This is a genomic window from Gleimia coleocanis DSM 15436, assembly GCF_000159015.1.
Classification (GTDB): Bacteria; Actinomycetota; Actinomycetes; order Actinomycetales; family Actinomycetaceae; genus Gleimia; species Gleimia coleocanis.
The window spans coordinates 1-17628 of record NZ_DS999544.1; the positions used below are offsets into that span (position 1 = coordinate 1).

General features: G+C 51.9%; 16 protein-coding genes and 1 pseudogene. 10 read left to right on the top strand and 7 right to left on the bottom strand.

From position 1 onward, the window contains the following. Positions 1-131: 131 nt before the first annotated feature. Positions 132-320 carry a hypothetical protein gene (locus HMPREF0044_RS04305; protein WP_040312962.1) on the bottom strand — a complete coding sequence of 63 codons (189 nt, stop codon included), beginning with the start codon at positions 318-320 and terminating at the stop codon, positions 132-134. Positions 321-482: 162 nt separating this feature from the next. On the opposite strand from HMPREF0044_RS04305, the gene HMPREF0044_RS04310 reads away from it, so the two are divergent. Continuing rightward, entirely contained in the window at positions 483-1907 is a 1425-nt protein-coding gene (locus HMPREF0044_RS04310) for an NAD-dependent malic enzyme (protein WP_006546894.1), read from the top strand. A 59-nt stretch (positions 1908-1966) separates the two neighbouring features. Here the strand turns inward: HMPREF0044_RS04310 and HMPREF0044_RS04315 are convergent, their stop codons facing one another. The 5 genes and pseudogenes from HMPREF0044_RS04315 to HMPREF0044_RS04330 all read right to left on the bottom strand — a co-directional run bounded on the left by HMPREF0044_RS04315 (position 1967) and on the right by HMPREF0044_RS04330 (position 6819). Further along, complete coding sequence (locus tag HMPREF0044_RS04315) at positions 1967-2182, bottom strand: hypothetical protein (RefSeq protein WP_006546895.1); 216 nt, start codon at positions 2180-2182, stop codon at positions 1967-1969. 238 nt (positions 2183-2420) lie between these two features. After that, the gene (locus HMPREF0044_RS08365; RefSeq protein ID WP_006546896.1) at positions 2421-2549 is read right to left on the bottom strand and encodes a hypothetical protein; all 129 of its coding nucleotides are present in this window, start codon (positions 2547-2549) and stop codon (positions 2421-2423) included. Between the two features lie 31 nt (positions 2550-2580). After that, a pseudogene (locus HMPREF0044_RS04320) lies at positions 2581-4063 on the bottom strand (amino acid permease). A gap of 129 nt (positions 4064-4192) precedes the next feature. After that, positions 4193-5758, bottom strand: a complete 1566-nt coding sequence (locus HMPREF0044_RS04325) for a choice-of-anchor M domain-containing protein (RefSeq protein WP_006546899.1) — start codon at positions 5756-5758, stop codon at positions 4193-4195. A gap of 308 nt (positions 5759-6066) precedes the next feature. Beyond that, positions 6067-6819, bottom strand: a complete 753-nt coding sequence (locus tag HMPREF0044_RS04330) for a choice-of-anchor M domain-containing protein (RefSeq protein WP_006546900.1) — start codon at positions 6817-6819, stop codon at positions 6067-6069. Between the two features lie 197 nt (positions 6820-7016). Between HMPREF0044_RS04330 and HMPREF0044_RS04335 the strand changes: the two genes are divergently transcribed. Together HMPREF0044_RS04335 and HMPREF0044_RS04340 are read left to right on the top strand one after the other, a co-directional pair. Then, the gene (locus HMPREF0044_RS04335) at positions 7017-8015 is read left to right on the top strand and encodes a pseudouridine synthase (protein ID WP_050754356.1); all 999 of its coding nucleotides are present in this window, start codon (positions 7017-7019) and stop codon (positions 8013-8015) included. Between the two features lie 24 nt (positions 8016-8039). Then, positions 8040-8489, top strand: coding sequence for a RidA family protein (locus HMPREF0044_RS04340; RefSeq protein ID WP_006546902.1), 450 nt, complete (start codon positions 8040-8042; stop codon positions 8487-8489). A 6-nt stretch (positions 8490-8495) separates the two neighbouring features. On the opposite strand, the gene HMPREF0044_RS04345 is transcribed toward HMPREF0044_RS04340, so the two are convergent. Then, on the bottom strand, positions 8496-9200 hold the full coding sequence (locus HMPREF0044_RS04345) for a FadR/GntR family transcriptional regulator (RefSeq protein ID WP_006546903.1): 705 nt from the start codon (positions 9198-9200) through the stop codon (positions 8496-8498). Between the two features lie 164 nt (positions 9201-9364). Between HMPREF0044_RS04345 and HMPREF0044_RS04350 the strand changes: the two genes are divergently transcribed. From HMPREF0044_RS04350 to HMPREF0044_RS04380, 7 genes are all read left to right on the top strand, one after another. Further along, positions 9365-10987: an ABC transporter substrate-binding protein gene (locus HMPREF0044_RS04350; protein ID WP_006546904.1), complete on the top strand. Its 1623-nt coding sequence runs from the start codon at positions 9365-9367 to the stop codon at positions 10985-10987. 172 nt (positions 10988-11159) lie between these two features. Continuing rightward, entirely contained in the window at positions 11160-12128 is a 969-nt protein-coding gene (locus tag HMPREF0044_RS04355; protein ID WP_040312964.1) for an ABC transporter permease, read from the top strand. Further along, positions 12128-14197 carry a dipeptide/oligopeptide/nickel ABC transporter permease/ATP-binding protein gene (locus HMPREF0044_RS04360; RefSeq protein ID WP_040312966.1) on the top strand — a complete coding sequence of 690 codons (2070 nt, stop codon included), beginning with the start codon at positions 12128-12130 and terminating at the stop codon, positions 14195-14197. Before HMPREF0044_RS04355 ends, HMPREF0044_RS04360 begins: the two co-directional genes overlap by 1 nt. Next, positions 14194-14994 carry an ABC transporter ATP-binding protein gene (locus tag HMPREF0044_RS04365; protein ID WP_006546907.1) on the top strand — a complete coding sequence of 267 codons (801 nt, stop codon included), beginning with the start codon at positions 14194-14196 and terminating at the stop codon, positions 14992-14994. The genes HMPREF0044_RS04360 and HMPREF0044_RS04365 overlap by 4 nt, the downstream gene beginning before the upstream one ends. Before the next feature lie 28 nt (positions 14995-15022). Then, the gene (locus tag HMPREF0044_RS04370; protein WP_006546908.1) at positions 15023-15940 is read left to right on the top strand and encodes a dihydrodipicolinate synthase family protein; all 918 of its coding nucleotides are present in this window, start codon (positions 15023-15025) and stop codon (positions 15938-15940) included. After that, positions 15937-16899: an ROK family protein gene (locus HMPREF0044_RS04375; protein ID WP_006546909.1), complete on the top strand. Its 963-nt coding sequence runs from the start codon at positions 15937-15939 to the stop codon at positions 16897-16899. The genes HMPREF0044_RS04370 and HMPREF0044_RS04375 overlap by 4 nt, the downstream gene beginning before the upstream one ends. 24 nt (positions 16900-16923) lie before the next feature. Continuing rightward, positions 16924-17613 carry an N-acetylmannosamine-6-phosphate 2-epimerase gene (locus HMPREF0044_RS04380; RefSeq protein WP_006546910.1) on the top strand — a complete coding sequence of 230 codons (690 nt, stop codon included), beginning with the start codon at positions 16924-16926 and terminating at the stop codon, positions 17611-17613. Positions 17614-17628 lie beyond the last annotated feature (15 nt).

The window sequence follows — 17628 nt, forward strand, 5'->3', positions numbered from 1 at the left end:
AAACAAACAACAAACACACAAAACACACGCCAACACGAACTCCCACGCAGGGGGTAGTGTTACACAGTGTGAGATTAAATCTCTGTCTACATGAAATGAACCGCCCTCGGAAAAATCCGAGGGCGATCATATTAGGACTTGAAAAGGGAAGCAATCCGCGCGAACAAGCCCGGACCCTGAGCAGCCTTAATTTCTTCCGGCGTATGCTGCTTATCGCACCACTCGCTACGGGGAACACCACGCTTCACCTGGGCAACATGCTGGCCGCAGCCTGCCCACGTAGTCTTGCCACAAATCTTACATTGAACTGGACGACACATAGTAATTTCCTTCGGTATTTTCTTTAAAAATACATATAAACACATCCTTCTGTGTGCTAGTGTAGCAAAGTTTTCACACTCTGGAATAGGGGAGCAGATAAGCGCATGCAGGATTTACGTCAAAGAAGAGTAAAATAAGACTAAAGATATTAAGGAGTAAGCATGCGCGTATCACCACAATACTCAGCAACCTACCGCGTAGAAGTAGATGAAACCCAAGCCAAACTAGCCGACGTAGTAAACGTAGTCACCGGCACCGAAGCCTCCATTACCGGTCTGGACGTAATCGACTCAGACAACGGCGAACTCAGCTTCGACCTCACCTGTAACACTAAAGACTCTGCACATCGTCGTGAAATCCTCGAACTACTGCAAGAACTACACGGTGTAACGGTTGTATCCGTGCAAGATGCGACCTTCCTGGCGCACGTAGGCGGTAAACTCTCAGTCGAACCAAAGACGCCAATCCGTAACCGCGCAGACCTCTCGCGCGTCTACACCCCCGGCGTTGCCCGCGTATGTACCGCAATCCACGACAACCCAGCGAAGTCCTTCTACTTCACCCAACGCGCAAACACCGTCGCAGTCGTCTCAGACGGTACCGCAGTGCTGGGCTTAGGTGATATCGGCCCAGAAGCTGCCCTGCCGGTAATGGAAGGTAAAGCAGCCCTCTTCAAACAGTTCGGCAACGTAGACGCCTGGCCAGTAGTATTAGCAACCAAAGACGTAGACGAAATCGTCAACATCGTCAAAGCTATCGCCCCAGGATACGGCGGCATCAACCTCGAAGACATCTCTGCTCCACGTTGCTTTGAAATTGAAGCGCGCCTGAAAGCAGAACTAGATATTCCAGTATTCCACGACGACCAGCACGGAACCGCAGTAGTTGTACTGGCCGCCCTCATGAACGCCCTTAAAGTCGTAAATAAGCGGATCGAGGACGTTCGCATTGTCGTCTCTGGCGTTGGTGCTGCCGGCACAGCAATCATTAAACTGCTGCTCGCACAGGGGGCGAAAGATATTGTCGGATACGGGCGCACCGGCGCACTCGCCGCAGACGAAACCGAAGGCATGAACCCAGCACGAAAAGAACTCGCCGAAATCACCAACCCACGCCTAGTGCATGGTGACCTCAAGAGTGGTCTAAAAGATGCTGACGTATTCATTGGCGTCTCCCAGGGGAATATTCTCACCGCAGCAGACATCGCCACCATGGCAGATGACGCAATCGTGTTCGCTCTGGCAAACCCAACTCCCGAAGTTGATCCAATCGCCGCTGCCAAGTACGCAACTGTCGTAGCAACTGGCCGCTCAGACTTCCCGAACCAAATCAATAACGTATTGGCGTTCCCCGGGCTATTCCGTGGGCTCTTAGACGCCCACGCAACCACCATCACTACGGAAATCCTGCGCGTCACCGCAGTTGCTATTGCTGAAGTAATCAGTGAAGCGGAACTGTCCAGCCACTACATCATTCCAGGTGTATTCGATGACCGCGTAGTCCACGCAGTACAAAAAGCCGTACGTAAAGCTGCAGCAGACCTGCCAAAGCATCAGATTCCATTCCAGGAACACGCGCAACTGTAACTGTAATAAACTAATCCCCCGTAGAAAAACTACGGGGGATTTGCTATCTAAGTTTAAGTTCAGCGGGTAATGCCCAAAGTGGCGCGTACCTGGTAGGTTACGAAACCGGTTGCCAGTACGAAAGCAGCAATCAAACCACCCATTGCGACAGAGGAAGAAGCGGTGAAAACGCCGCTGAGGATGAAAACAAAGGAAACCGCCAGGGCGAAAGCAAAAACGCGGGCGTAGAACATTTCCATAGAGTTTTCAGAAGAAGTAATCGGGGTGATAATCATGTTTGCTCCTCAATATCTCAATCCGTTGATGATGCGGGAGCCCTCGATCTGTGCTTCCGCACGGACCGTTGTGCTTATCGTTTGATACTTCAATTAGTACGCGGTCTGGGACCTTTGGGCAATCCAATTCAGTTGACTGTGAATGGACAGACCGGCGTGCAAGGCTAACAGTTTTCTGGAAAACAACTGCACGCCTGTGCACGCCGGTGAGTCAGGGGACTAAAAAGCCCGAAATTCCTTAGTCTTCCTCAGGTGGAAGCACAATTAGCTGGTCTTTTGGAGGAGTAATCACTAAAACTGGCACGCAATCAGCGGACAAAGTGCTGAAAGTTTGCGATTGATCAGTGCTGTAACCGTTGGTACTCATATGAAAATCATATGTGATTAATGGGAAGCTGTCAGTCGATAGTGCGGGAAAGATCCGCATCAGTTAGTTTCACGCCCGGAGACTTAGTGATGAGCTTATGGCCCACCCAAAGAGCCAGGAACGCTAACAAACCCACGTAAGTAGAGAAAACAGTGAGCCAGTCGGCGCGCCCCTGCCAGACTTCCAGGTTCTGTCCGGCGATTACCACCAGAACCATTACGAGGGCGACGATTGGACCTAACGGATAGAGTTTAGACCTAAACGGCAGTTCAGACACGTCGTGTCCCTGTAGTTTAAAAGCGCGACGGAAGCGGTAGTGGCTCCATGCAATACCAGCCCAAACAATGAACCCCGCTAAACCGGATACCGTGATTAGCCAAACGTAAGCAGTGCCGTCACCAATTAGGGAAGTTAGGAAAGCGAATCCGCCAATTGCAGTAGTAGCGAGTAAAGCTGGCATAGGTACGCCACGGCTATTTACTTTGGCGAAAATCTTTGGTGCTTTACCAGAGACTGCCATGGAGTAAAGCATGCGTGAAGAGGCATAAAGGCCAGAGTTGCCAGCGGAAAGAATCGCGGTAAGAATTACTGCGTTCATTACGGAGGCGGCACCAAGAATGCCCGCCTTTTCAAAGATGAGCGTGAAAGGGGAAACGCTCACTTCTTCGATTTCGACTGCCAAAAGGTGCGGGTCGGTATATGGCAAAGAGGAAGCCGATAACAGCGATTGCTCCGATGTAGAATAGCGTGATGCGGAAGAATACGGTGCGCACAGCACGAGGGATACTTACCTCAGGGTTCTTAGCTTCGCCGGCGGCAACCGCTAAAAGCTCTGTGCCTTGGAAAGAGAAACCGGCAATCATCATGATTGAGAAAGTGCCGAACCAGCCGTTTACGAAAGGAGCTTCACCGCTGGTCCAATTTGAAAAACCAGGGGAGGGTCCCGCCAGGATGCCGAAAATCATGAGCACGCCAGTGGCAAGGAAGACAATAACGGTTACTACCTTAATGGAGGCAAACCAGAATTCGGTTTCCCCGAAACCGAGTACTGTGAAAGCGTTGATTGCGAAAAGAATTAGGAGGAATAGCCCCGACCAGATGAATGCTGGTACTGATGGAAACCAGTAGCGCATCACGATAGCTACGGCAACGAGTTCTGCGGCGAGTGTGATTGCCCAGTTAAACCAGTAGTTCCAGCCAGAAGCAAAGCCGAAAGAGGGAGATACCCAGCGGCTTGCCCAGGTTTCAAATGAGCCTGATGCTGGCAGCCAGGTGGACATTTCGCCCAGGGATTGCATGAGTAGGTAAACCATGACGCCGATAGTGGCGTAGGCGACGAGGGCGCCTCCGGGTCCGGCTTGGGAGATGGAGCCACCGGAGGCTACCAGCAATCCAGTGCCGATAGCCCCTCCGATGGCAATCATGTTGAGGTGGCGTGCGCTTAAGCGACGCTTCAGGTTGCTTCCTTCTGGGTGGTTAGGTGCAGAGTTCAGTTCTGCTTGAATGTCGCTCATTATCACGCTCCTTCTGAAGTTTGGGAATTAATACGTGATAGTGAAACTACACTCTTAGTTAGTTATGTGCAAAAATCCTTATGAATATTCCACACTTTGAGAACTAAATAAATACCTTTTACTTTAATTTTACTTTTGGGTGGTTTTGCTGCCCGCCCTCAAGAATCGCAAAGAGCCACCCGGCAAAAGCAAAGCACCCAATAAAAATAGCGAACCAGCCACGAAAATCATCCACGCTAAACCGCTCACACCAGTATTAGGAAGAGAAGGTGGCGTGTTACGCTCCGCCGGAGACTGAGGCTGCTCAGAAACTAACCCAGGAGTGTTACGCTCCGGGGTAGGTGAGGTAACAGAACCGCCCTCGGGAACAGTATTCCCAACCAAAGAATCAGCAGACTCTGCAGCGTCACCCGAAGCGGAATCAGAACCAACCTGTGGAATCAAAGGCGTAACCTGATCAGTAGAAACCTCGCCCGGCTTGCCCACCACAAAAGTCAGCGTAGCAGGCTCAGACACAAGCGGAGCAGACAACCCCAAAGAATGCGCAACAGAACGGAAGAAACCAACCGGCTGGGATTCTGGAACCACCGCGCGAACCTGCAGACGATACGTGCCCGGAGTTGTAAAAGCCCAATGCAAATGCATGTGCGTACGCTGCGGGTTCTTAAGAACCAGAGGCTTCTGAGAATCAAAAACAACTTCCCCTAAGCCCCCCAAAGGAGCAGAAGTGAAACCCCACCAGTTTGCGCCCGCAGGAGTTTCCAACGCGGAAAGCTCTAAATCAACTCCCGCGGGGAAACGCTGGTAATCAAAATCCTCAGTTGAAAAACCTGGCCACGCGCGGCCCGCCTGCTGAGTTGCCCCTAAAACAAACAGGGGAGTGCTCTCTTCGCCTAAAAAATCAAAGGACTTATCGCCAAAAATACGCGAGCTACGCTTCACCTGAGCGGCATCCGGAACCGCAATAGAAACAGCCGCAGGGTCACGCAAAACCGTACTAGTAGCGTGTTGACGAGAATCATCCTTAACTGCAATCACCAGTTTATCCCCACTAAAATGTGGACCAATATCTAAATGACCATCAGAAATCGTCACCTTATCCTGGATTAGTTTCAACACGGCAGGTTCCGAGGGCGTTACCTCTGGGGTATCAGTTTCTGCAGAACCATCAGTGCTGCCTGGAGTTTGCGGGTCAGCTGGAACAGTTGGAGTTTCTTCTTCAGCGTCGTCAGAATTAGTAGCTCCAGAAACGAAAGGTGTGTCGGTAAGCTGCAGGGGATGAGTCGCAGATTCACCTGTAGCTGGAGTATTAACTGTTAGTTCCGCGCCGCCGTAGGGAGAACGTGAATCCGGAACTACCTTTAGTTTCAGCGTAGTAATGTCATAACAGTCATCGGTAGAGAAGTTAAATGAACGCACTCCTGGGAAAGAAATGAAGTTTACTTCGCAGGTGGGGTACTCGTCAGCAGGGTCAGCATAGAAGCCACCCGAAACGTGTAGTGGCAAATATGCTTGTGCCGGGCTGACGTTAAGAGTGTAGTGAGAGTCCGTCGCGGCAACGCTAACAGTCACCTGCTTATCGGTAATCACGCGGTCATTGAAGTCAAAAGCCGGCAGAGTGGAATCGACTTGAGGAACCGGATAGGTTCCGGTGGTCTGGGTAGAAAATTCAGCCTGCCCCTGCGCGTAAGACACTGGGGTGGAAACCCAACGTGGGCTTGGGGTGCCGTGCGCAGGAATGAATACTACTTGCAGATTTGCTGGGTCAGCACCTAAGAGTTCTTGCCATTTTGCCTGTCCCTTAGAAACTGGAGTTTCCGTGAGGTAATGACCGTTAATGAAGAAAACGGCGGTACCGGAATCTTTAGCATCACCTGTGGTGAAGCGTAACTCGCTAAGTTTAGCTTCTGCATAGTCACTGGTGTCCGCAGCGGGTTTAACTGTGAAAGTTGGAGAGAAGTCTGTGGAGTCGGTAGTGGCTGGCGCATTGTTGTAGGCAGTCGCTAGGTTGATGGGGTCAGAGTTTTCTGGATTAATGCCACCGACTTGCCAGTAAACGGTTTGGGGGCTGAGGCTACCAGGCGTCCCTGTTTGTCTCGTGCGGAAGCGCGGTAGGTGACTTCGTAGCGACCTGGCTGACTGAAAGTAGTGTGATTGTGGGTATGTAGACCAGGCTTAATCCAGGTGGAACGTAATCCAGGTTCATGGCTGGAAAGTAAGCGCGTAACCGGATTTTCTAGCATGAAAGCAGGGTCTAGTGTGGATACAAACAGGTCCATGCGTCCAGGGCCAGAAAAACCTACTAAGTCAAGTGTGAATGATTGGTCGCGGAATGCTTCTATCGGGATCTCTGTGTCAGCACCAAAACCAATCCAGAGTTGCTTGGAACGTGGAACTACAGTGTTGGGTGCCCAGAATACCTGTGTTCCAACTTTCCCGAGGAATGCTTGGCGTGGGTCAGAGGGAATAGTGTAGTAAAACTCTTGAGTGGAGCGGGATACCACTTTATCTAGGTAGTTAATAGTGTGGTGAAGTGGGTCAAGTGTGTCACCTTTGGCTTTTAAGGTAAAGTTTTGTGCCTGTTGATCCCAGAAGATTTTTGGTGAATCTACGTGCCCTTGCTGGTTTATTATGCGGTTTGTTGGGTTTTCGGAAGCGCTCGCGGAGATTGTGTAACTACTGATTCCGAGGGTAGTTGCAAGGAATGAAATTGCGGTCAGTGAAGTTAGGGTTTGTTTTAAGGTTGGGAGCAGCACGGTAAACTCTCCATTTATTGAGAATGATTATCAGTTTCAATTTACTGGAGAGGGAAACGAAACGCAAATAACAACACCCGGTAATACTGCTAAAATCACATGAGAAAGCGCGTTCGCATATGAGTTTTGTTCCACCAAAACAAAAACTCATATGGCAACCGCTGTTGCCATATGTGAGGTGGAAACAAGGAGGAGTAATGCAGGAAAAAAGTCGCCAGAAAATCCGCCCTCCGAAACTGCCTGCCCGCGACGGACTGCACCCCGTACGCCTAGGAAAACGCATAAACAGTAAAGAAGCACGTGCCCTCAAAGGCAGCCTTGGGGACTGGATTATTAAAAACGTTCCCACTATCGACCCAGAAGAACTACGCAAATACTTTGAAATCGGAGAAGTAGTTGACTGGTGGGGGAATCCGCAAACCTGGGACACCCCAGCCACCGCCCTCGAAAACCCCATCTATATTTACCGACCCGCCACCGACGAAATCGCAGAACACATTCACATTCCAATCGTTCACCGCGGAAACGGTTGGCTCGTCATAAACAAGCCGAAAGATATAGCCAGCACTCCGCGTGGATCCTACATCGTGCGAACTGCCACCATTGCGCTACGTCGCCAAGAAGGAAATGCAGACCTCACCCCCGCACACCGCCTCGACCGCGCCACCTCCGGGCTACTACTTTTTACCGAACGCCCCGAACTGCGAGGCATGTACCAAGACCTCTTCCAAAATCGGCAGGTTACGAAAACCTACCGAGCCACCGCGAAAGCCATTGACTTTAACTACATCAAAAGCTCTGCGCTGGTAAAAATCACCGTAGACCCAGAAGAACAACCCGGCTGGGTAAAAATCGAAAGCCGGATTGAAAAACGCCCAGGCGACCCGGGAGCGCAACATGCCTTCGGAAAAATAAATGCCGTCACTTACCTGCGACCAGTAAAAACTGTCACCATAGAGGGACAACAGTTTGTTGAGTACGAAGTGCAACCGCAAACTGGTAAAACCCACCAGATTCGACTACACTTTGCTAGCTTAGGAGCTCCCCTGGTGGGAGATCCACTCTATGGCGGTTTCAACGCTGCACCATTTGGGCTCGAAAAAGTGCCCGCTGGTTATCAAGAATTGCATTTAGAAGCATGCAGACTTGAGTTTAAAGATCCACAAACTCAAGAAATGGTTAAGATAGAGCTGTAAACCAGAACAAAAAAGGAGTTGGAAATGCTAGTTAGTGAACGCCTAGTTGAGTTAGGTATTGAGCTTCCTGAAGTTGTGCCCCCAGTTGCAGCCTATGTTCCGGCGCGAGTTATTGGTAATACTGTGCGCACGTCCGGTCAGTTACCTATGCGGGCCGGAGAACTGATTGCAACCGGTCGTTTAGGGGTAGTTTCCGTTGAGGATGGTTATGCCGCGGCTCGTCAATGTGCCTTGAATGCGGTGGCTGCAGCGGCAGCAGTAGCTGGTGGTGTAGATAAGCTGGGAGGCGTGTTGAAGGTTACTGGCTTTGTGGCTTCCGAACCTGATTTTTATGCGCAACCAGCAGTTGTGAACGGTGCTTCGGAAATTCTAGGAGAAATTTTTGGCGACCAGCACATCCGCTCTGCCGTGGGGGTAGCAGCTTTGCCGTTGAACGCTTCTGTGGAAGTGGAAGTCGAATTTGCGCTTGTTTAATAGGGTTTAAAGCTTTTCTTGTAAGTTGCGATTCGTGCGTTCCAGATTATCTAAAATGGGTTGGTAATGCTTATTTACCGCAGCGATATATTCCTCTAAATCTCCTTTTTCGAGGGCGGTGAGAATATCTCCGTGTGCCTGCGCAGTAACTTCTAAGTTATCAGGAGTGGAAATTTCTAAAAGCGGGTTAATTACTGAATGAATTTTCCAAAACGCCTCAATAAACTGGGCTTGCATGGTGTTGTCTATGCGGCGAGCTAAAGAATTGTGAAATTCCTGGTCGAAGGCTGAAATATCTCGACCTGTCGCAGCATAGGAAACCATTTTTTCAACCAGTTTTTTCAATTCTGGATTAGAAGTATTTTTGAAGCTTGAGATAAGCTCCGGACCGGCGTTCTTGTCAATAGAACGACGAATCTCAACGATTTCTCTAAGGGTTTTTAGATCGTCCGTTGCTGACATCGCGGCTCGGAAAACTAAAGCGTCCACCAGGGGCTGTAAAGACATCTGACCTACGAAAGTTCCCCGTCCATGTCGTACATCAAGAATGTCTAAAGCAGTTAAGGTGCGGACTGCTTCACGAACTGATGATCGAGAAACATTTAAGATTTCACAGAGCTCAGATTCGGTTGGGATAGCATCTCCGGGCTGTAAATGGCGCTGTAAAATCAAGTTTTTTAGCTCAGTGATGGTAGTTTTCAGGCTAGACATCTTTGTCTTTCAAAATTTAGTAGTCGAATTGTTATCTATTTGAAGTTTAATAAAATACGGGCAGGTACCATAATTGATGTTGTTGGGTGTACTCACATATAGTACACTGGACACTGTCGTATTAAATAGACATCAGACGTCCGACCTTAAAATAGGAGACTTCAATGACGAAATCAATCGGAACCACCGACCGCCGTGGATTCTTGAAACTGGCTGGCACCATCACCGCAGCAGCGGGCATTGCAGCTACTTTGGCAGCATGTGGAAACAAGGCAGAAGAAAAGGGCAAGGCAGCAGAAAAGCCAGCTGAAGAACTACCAAAGGGTGGCACCATCACCGCTGGTATCTCTTACGAATTGGGTACAAACGGTTACGACCCAATGACCACCACTTCTGCACTAACCATTGCAGCTAACTGGCACACCCTCGAAGGCCTCTTCGAAATCATGCCAACCGAAGACCGCACTTGCTACGCAGCGCTGTCTAAGGATGCAGAACCAGTTAAGGTAGATGACACTACCTACGAAGTAACCCTACGTGACGGTGCAAAGTTCCACAACGGTGCTGACGTAACTGTAGAAGATGTAGTATTCTCCTTCGAACGCGTTTTGAACCCAGAAAACAAGTCCCTGTACGCTTCCTTCCTTGGCTTCTTGGAATCCGTAACCAAGAAGGACGACAAGACCGTTACCCTGAAGCTAAAGTACCCATTCTCCCTGGTAAAGGAACGCTTGTCTGTAGTTAAGGTTGTACCAAAGGCAGTAGTTGAAGCCGATCCAAAGGCATTCGACGCTAACCCAGTAGGTACCGGCCCATTCAAGATGACTGATAATGGCGCAGCATCCGCAAAGGTAGTCTTTGAAAAGTTCGCTGACTACAACGGTCCAAAGCCAGCAAACGCTGACAAGATGGAATGGAAGATTCTGCCAGACGCAGCAACCCGCACCAACGCGATCACCTCTAAAGATGTTCAGGCAATCGACTCCGTTCCATACCTGTCCATCGATCAGGTTAAGGGCTCCGCTTCTGTTGAATCCGTACAGGGCTTCGGCTTGCTGTTCATGATGTTCAACAACGGCGATAACTCCCCAATGAAGGACGTTAAGAACCGTCAAGCAGCACTGTACGCACTGGACATGGAAAAGGTTGTAAAGACCGCTCTGCTGAACCAAGCAACTCCAGCAACCTGTTTCGTACAGGAAAACCACCGTGCATACAAGAAGGCAAAGAACGTTTACACCCTGGATGCAGAAAAGGCAAAGAAGACCTTTGCTGAAACCGGTCTAACCAAGGTACGTATGCTGGTTACCAACCATGACTGGGTAAAGCTCTGCACCCCAATTCTGAAGGAATCTTTGGAAGCAGCAGGTCTGCAGGTAGAGTTCACCGAATTCAAGTCTTCTGACCTGTACAACACCATCGGTCAGTCTGCTGACTGGGATATCGTAGTAGCACCTGGCGACCCATCCGTATTCGGTGACGACGCTGACCTGCTACTGAGCTGGTGGTACGGCGGTGACATCTGGACCGATACCCGTATGCACTGGAAGGGTACCGAATCCTACACCAAGGTACAGTCCCTGATGTCTGCTGCTGCACAGACTACCGGCGATGAACAGCTGAAGGCATGGCACGAAATCTTCGACGTAATCTCTGAAGAAGTACCACTGTACCCACTGTTCCACCGCAAGAGCCCATCCGCATGGGATGCAGCATCCCTGCCAGGATTCAAGCCAATCTCACTGACCGGTCTTTCCTTCGTGGACGTAGCAACCACCAAGGCCTGATAAATCAGTGCAGGCTTAATAAAGCCTCCAACTATTGAAGAAATGTGGGGGTCGGATCATTAAATCCGGCCCCCACAGTCTTCACTAAAATCGACATTTAACACGAATGTAACATCAGATCCCGACAATCTAGTTGGGAATAAGCGCAGCAAGTGCAAGGGAGTAACGCAGCGTGTCAAACCTCATCCGTCTTATTGGAAGACGACTAGTTGCCCTACCAATCATGGTATTAGGTGTAACTTTCCTAGTCTTCTTCGTAATGTCATTCTCACCAGCAGATCCAGCGCAGCTGGCACTTGGTGAATCCGCATCACTGGAAGCACTCGAACAGTACCGTGTAGAACATGGCCTGAACGACCCGCTGTTGGTTCGTTACGGTTACTTCCTCTACGGTCTGATCACCGCATTTGACTTGGGAACCTCAAAGGGTAACACCGCAGTAACCACCATCGTGGCAAACGCCTTCCCAATCACCCTGCAGCTGACCTTCATCGGTCTTGGCATTGCACTGGTTATCTCCTTCGTATTTGGCGTTATCGCGGCACTCTACCGCGATCGCTGGCCAGATCAGCTAATCCGTGTATTCTCTATCGCAGCGTTGGCAACCCCATCCTTCTGGCTCGCAATCCTGCTGATTCAGGCATTCGGTACCGTACCAGGTGGTACCGGTACCTTCCCAGCCCTGGTTGGTGAATGGGTACCATTCTTTGAAGATCCAGCAACCTACCTAAATAATATCGCTCTGCCAGCATTCGCATTGGCAGTGCCAGTGGCTGGCTCCCTCACCCGTGTAGTTCGTACCGCAATGGTTGAAGAACTCGACAAGGACTACGTACGTACCGCAATCGGCGCTGGTATTCCAAAGCACGTAGTTATTGGACGTAACGTTTTGCGTAACGCCCTCATCACCCCAATCACCGTAATCGGCCTGCGCGTCGGCTACCTGATGGGTGGTGCAGTCATCATTGAAATCATCTTCAACATCCAGGCAATGGGTCAGCTGATCCTCGACGGCGTTACCCGTAACGACGTCTTCCTGGTACAGGGCGTAACCCTCACCGTGGCACTCGCCTTCATCATCATTAACATCATCGTTGACATGCTTTACGTACTGGTCAACCCACGCATTAGGAGCGTCTGATAATGCGTCGTAAACTAACTGAACGTCTTAGCGTACCAGGACTGAAATTCAATAAGTCCCGCATGCCTCTTGGCTCCCGCATCGCTGTGGGCGCACTGCTAGTAGTAGTATTCCTGGCAGTCTTCGCACCAGTAATCTCCCAGTTTTCCCCACTGGCAACCTCCCTGCCATTCGAAGAAGCCATCGTTGGTAAAGCAGCCGCATCGGAAGCAACCAGCCCAGTAGTTGCACCAAACTCTGTCTTCTGGTTCGGCACCGACGCAACCGGTCGCGACATCTTCGCCCGCGTAATGTACGGTGCACGCTACTCCCTGGTAATCGGTCTGCTCTCCACTGCCATGGCACTGGCAGTAGCAGCAGTCCTCGGTTCCATCGCAGCAACCGCACACAAAGCAGTCTCTGAAGTTCTGATGCGTATCCTGGACATCATCATGTCCTTCCCAGGTATCGCACTGGTAGCCGTATTCGTTGCATCCCTTGGCAAGTCAATCGGCGTTATCGTCTTCTCCATCGGCTTCCTCTACGTTCCACAGCTATCCCGTATCGTCCGCGCAAACGTGCTGGCACAGTTCGGTGAAGACTACGTAGCAGCCTCCCGCGTTATGGGCGCACGCACCTCTTGGATCCTCTTCAAGCACGTAGCTCGTAACTGTATTGCTCCAATCATGGTGTTCGCAACCGTTCTGGTAGCAGACGCAATCGTATTGGAAGCATCCCTATCCTTCATCCAGGCAGGCGTGCAGCCACCAGAACCATCCTGGGGTAACATCCTGGCAGACGGTAAGGCACTGGTAAATTCCGGTTACTGGTGGCCAACCCTCTTCCCAGGTCTGATGATCCTCATCACCACCCTGTCCCTCAACGTTCTAGCTGAAGGCCTGACCGACGCACTGGCAGCTCCACGCGCTCGCGTAAACACCAAGAAGGGCGCCCTCACCCCTGAAGAACTCGAAGCACGCAACCAGGAAATGGTTGAAGCACACCTCTCTCAGGAAGCAACCCTACGCGAACGCCTCGACGCACTGGTAGTATCCGAATCCCACCGCGGTGACCGCCTGGTCCTCTCTGCAGAACAGGCCACACAGGCACCACTGCTGGAGGTAAAGAACCTTTCCATCTCCTTCCCAGCAGCACACGGTGACGTTCGCATCGTCGACAACGTCTCCTTCTCCGTACGTCCAGGCGAAACCATGGGTTTGGTAGGTGAATCCGGTTGTGGTAAGTCCATTACCTCCATGGCAATCATGGGTCTGCTTCCAGAAACCGCCAAGATCGAAGGTGAAATCCTCTTCGAAGGAAAGAACCTGGTCGGTATGGATCCTAAGGAACACAATGCCCTGCGTGGACACAAACTGTCCATGATCTACCAGGACGCACTCTCCTCCCTGAACCCATCCATGCTGATCCGCTCCCAGATGGCTCAGCTCACCAAGCGTGGTGGCACCCGTACCGCAGAAGAACTGCTGGAACTGGTAGGTCTGGACCCAGTACGTACTCTGAAGTCCTACCCACACGAACTTTCCGGCGGTCAGCGTCAGCGTGTTCTAATCGCAATGGCACTCACCCGCGACCCATCCCTGATCATCGCTGACGAACCAACCACCGCACTGGACGTAACCGTTCAGAAGCAGGTTATCGACCTGCTCAACGAACTCCGTGAAAAGCTTGGCTTCGCAATGGTCTTCGTAAGCCACGACCTGGCACTAGTTGCTTCTGTATCTCACCGCATCACCGTAATGTACGCGGGTCAGGTAGTAGAACAGGGTCGCACTCAGGAACTTCTGGGTCAGCCAGTACACGAATACACCCAGGGGCTGCTCGGTGCAGTTCTCTCCATCGAATCCGGTGCAGGACGTCTGCACCAGGTTCCAGGTACCGTGCCATCCCCACGCGAATTCGTTGTCGGTGACCGTTTCGCACCACGTTCCTCCCAGCCAACCGTTGGTCTGGATACCCGTTCCGAAATGGTACACATCCCAGGCACCGAACACGTCTACGGACAGCACCCTGACCGTGAAGATGCCCTGGCTAAACTCAACAACCATATGACCGAGGAGGCAGGCAAATGAGCACTGAAGCTCCAGTAATCGAACTACGTAACGTACACGTAATTCACACCTCCCGTACCGGCAAACTCTTCCGCCCAGACAAGGTACACGCAGTAAACGATGTCTCCCTCACCGTTTCCCGCGGCGAAACCCTGGGTATCGTAGGTGAATCCGGTTGTGGTAAGTCCACCACCGCACGCGTAATGGTCGGCCTACAGAAGCCAACCTCCGGTGAAGTTCTTTTCAAAGGCAACCCAGCGAAGTTTGACGCAAAGTCACGTATGGAAATGGGCCGCTCCATCTCCGTCGTCTTCCAGGACCCAGCCACCGCGCTGAACCCACGTATGATTGTGCGCGACGCCCTCATCGACCCACTTAAGGTCCACGGCATCGGTAACGCAGAATCCCGCCTGGCACGCGTTAAGGAACTTCTCGCCCTGGTAGGTCTGCCACAGTCCGCCCTCGAAGTACTCCCACGTCAGATTTCCGGTGGTCAGCGTCAGCGTGTCGCAATCGCACGTGCGCTGGTACTGGAACCAGACGTAATCATCGCGGATGAACCAACCTCAGCACTCGACGTATCCGTGCGCGCACAGGTACTGAACCTGCTGACCGACCTAAAGGCACAGCTGGGTCTGGGTCTGGTATTCATCTCCCACGACATCAACACCGTCCGCTACATCTCCGACAAGATCGCGGTTATGTACAAGGGCTCTGTTGTTGAAGAACAGCCAACGTACGATATCTTCCACACTCCGCAGGATCCGTACACCAAGATGCTGCTTTCTGCAGTGCCATCCCTCGTACAAGAATTCTGAGATTCACAACCAAAATCTGGAGATTTAAATGACTAACAAGTTCCGTGGCGTCGTCCCACCAGTAGTAACCGCTCTCACCGCAGAAGGCGAGTTCGACTACGCATCCTTCGCAAACAACATCAACCGCATGGTTGACGCAGGCGTAGACGGCCTGTTCGTACTAGGCTCCTCCGGTGAAGTAGTATTCTCCACCGACGCTCGCCGCCGCGAAATCATCTCTGCAGCAGTCGAAATCGCAGCCGGTCGCGTACCAGTACTGGTAGGTATCATCGACACCGAAACTGCTCGCGTAATCGAACACGCAAAGGTAGCTAAGGAACTCGGTGCAGACGCACTGGTAGCCACCGCACCTTTCTACGCACTGCAGGGCCAGGCAGAAATCGAACGCCACTTCCGCCTCATCCACGAAGCAGTTGACTTGCCACTGTTCGCATACGACATCCCAGTTTGCGTACACACCAAGCTAGACCGCAACATGCTGATCCGCCTGGGCGTAGACGGCGTACTTGCAGGTGTTAAGGACTCTTCCGGCGACGACGTATCTTTCCGTTTCCTCTGCCAGGACAACGAACGTGCTGGCCACCCACTGACCATCCTCACCGGCCACGAAGTAGTCGTAGACGGTGCATACATGTCCGGTGCTGACGGCTGTGTTCCAGGCCTGGGTAACATTGACCCAGCTGGCTACGTTCGCCAGTGGCGTGCATTCCAGGAAGGCGACTGGGAAACCGTACGCAAGGAACAGGATCGCCTGTCTGACCTGATGCGCATCGTATTCGTACCACAGGGCATCCAGGGCTACGGCGCTGGCGTAGGCGCATTCAAGGGCGCTCTCAAGGCACTGGGCGTATTCGAATCCAACCGCATGCCAGAACCAGTACGCACTCTGAATGAAGAAGAAATCGCTGGAATCGCAGAAGTTCTGAAGCAGGCTGGTCTGCTGTGAGCAATCACCTCACTGTTGCCGTCGCAATCGACATTGGTGGCACCAAAATTGCCGGTGCCCTGGTTGATAGCGACGGCAACGTCGTAGCTAACCACAAAGACCACGCCCAGTGGACTTGCCCCACACCCCGTATCGGCGGTAACGATGTAGCTAAAGCAGTAGCTAAAATTGTCGCCCTCGTGAATGAAAAAGCGCAGGAACTGGGATACGCACCCGTCGCCTGCGGAATTGGAAGTGCTGGCGTAATCGACCCGAGCGGACGCTTCATCGCTTCAGCTACCGAAGCCATCCCCGGATGGACGGGCACGCAGCTTGCTGACATTGTGGAAGCCGAAACCGGTCTGACCACCATCATTGAAAATGACGTGCACGCACACGCCCGTGGCGAAGCCTGGCTGGGAGCCGGAAAAGGCCACAAGTCAGTTCTCATGGTCGCAGTAGGCACGGGGATTGGCGGAGCTTTCATCGTCGATGGGGAAATCGTGCGCGGCGCAGCTGGCTTGGCAGGACACGTTGGACACCTGGTAACTTCCGTAGGGCGGGGCTTCGAATGCTCTTGTGGAGTTGATGGCCACCTTGAGGCAATCGCTTCCGGACCCGGCATGGTACGCCTCGCAAACCACCGCGGAGCAACCGTAACTGACGGTTACGACCTGGTAGCCCAAGCAACTGCTGGTAACGAAATCTGCATGCAGACCATTACTGACGCTGCCACCGCAACCGGTGAAATCATTGCTGGCTTAGTGAACTGTTTTGACCCAGAAATCGTGATTTTGGGGGGCGGTATCGCTAATGCAGAAAATGAACTGTACTGGAATGCTCTGGTTAGCGCCTACGGTGAACAGCTCATGCCAGCGTTGAAGAAAGTACCAATGGTAGTAGCTTCTCTGGGTGGAGCAGCTCCACAGGCTGGCGCAGCACAGCTAGCTTTCGCGCACGTGGCTAAGCGCGCGGGCTAAAAGATTAAGAAATTAAGGAAAATCATGGCAGATCAAGTAGATATCACCATTGACGGCATTATCGCCGCTTCTAAAGGCCTGATTGTTTCATGCCAGGCTTACCCAGGTGAGCCACTGCGCACCCCAGAAGTTACTGCTCGCATGTGCCAGGCAGTAGTTGAAGGTGGAGCAGTAGCTGTTCGCGTTCAAGGCGTGGTGGATATTGCAGCAGCCCGTCAGGCTGTTACCGTGCCGGTCTTAGGCTTGATTAAGTACGGTCACGACGGCGTTTACATCACTCCTTCTGAAGCGCATGCTCGCGCTTGCGCAATGGCAGGAGCGTCTATCGTGGCAATCGACGCAACTGGTCGTGAACGCCTCTCTGGTAGCTTCGCTTCCGCATGCAAAGCTATTCACGATGAGTTCCCAGGCGTAGCCGTAATGGCTGACTGTGGTTCCTTAGAAGACGCTTTGCGCGCAGAAGACGCTGGCGCTGACCTGATTGGCACCACTCTGGCAGGTTACACCGGTGATCGTCCTAAGACCGCTGGTCCCGACTTTGAGTTGATCGACCAGGTTTGTGAACGAATCACTAAGCCAATCGTAGTGGAAGGTCGTATTCACACGGTTGAGCATGTTCGTCAGGTATTTGAACGCCCAATCCACGCTGCTTGTGTGGGCACGGCGATTACGCACCCAACGACGATTACTCGTTGGTTCGCTGACGCCATCTGAGTACTAACTAAAATG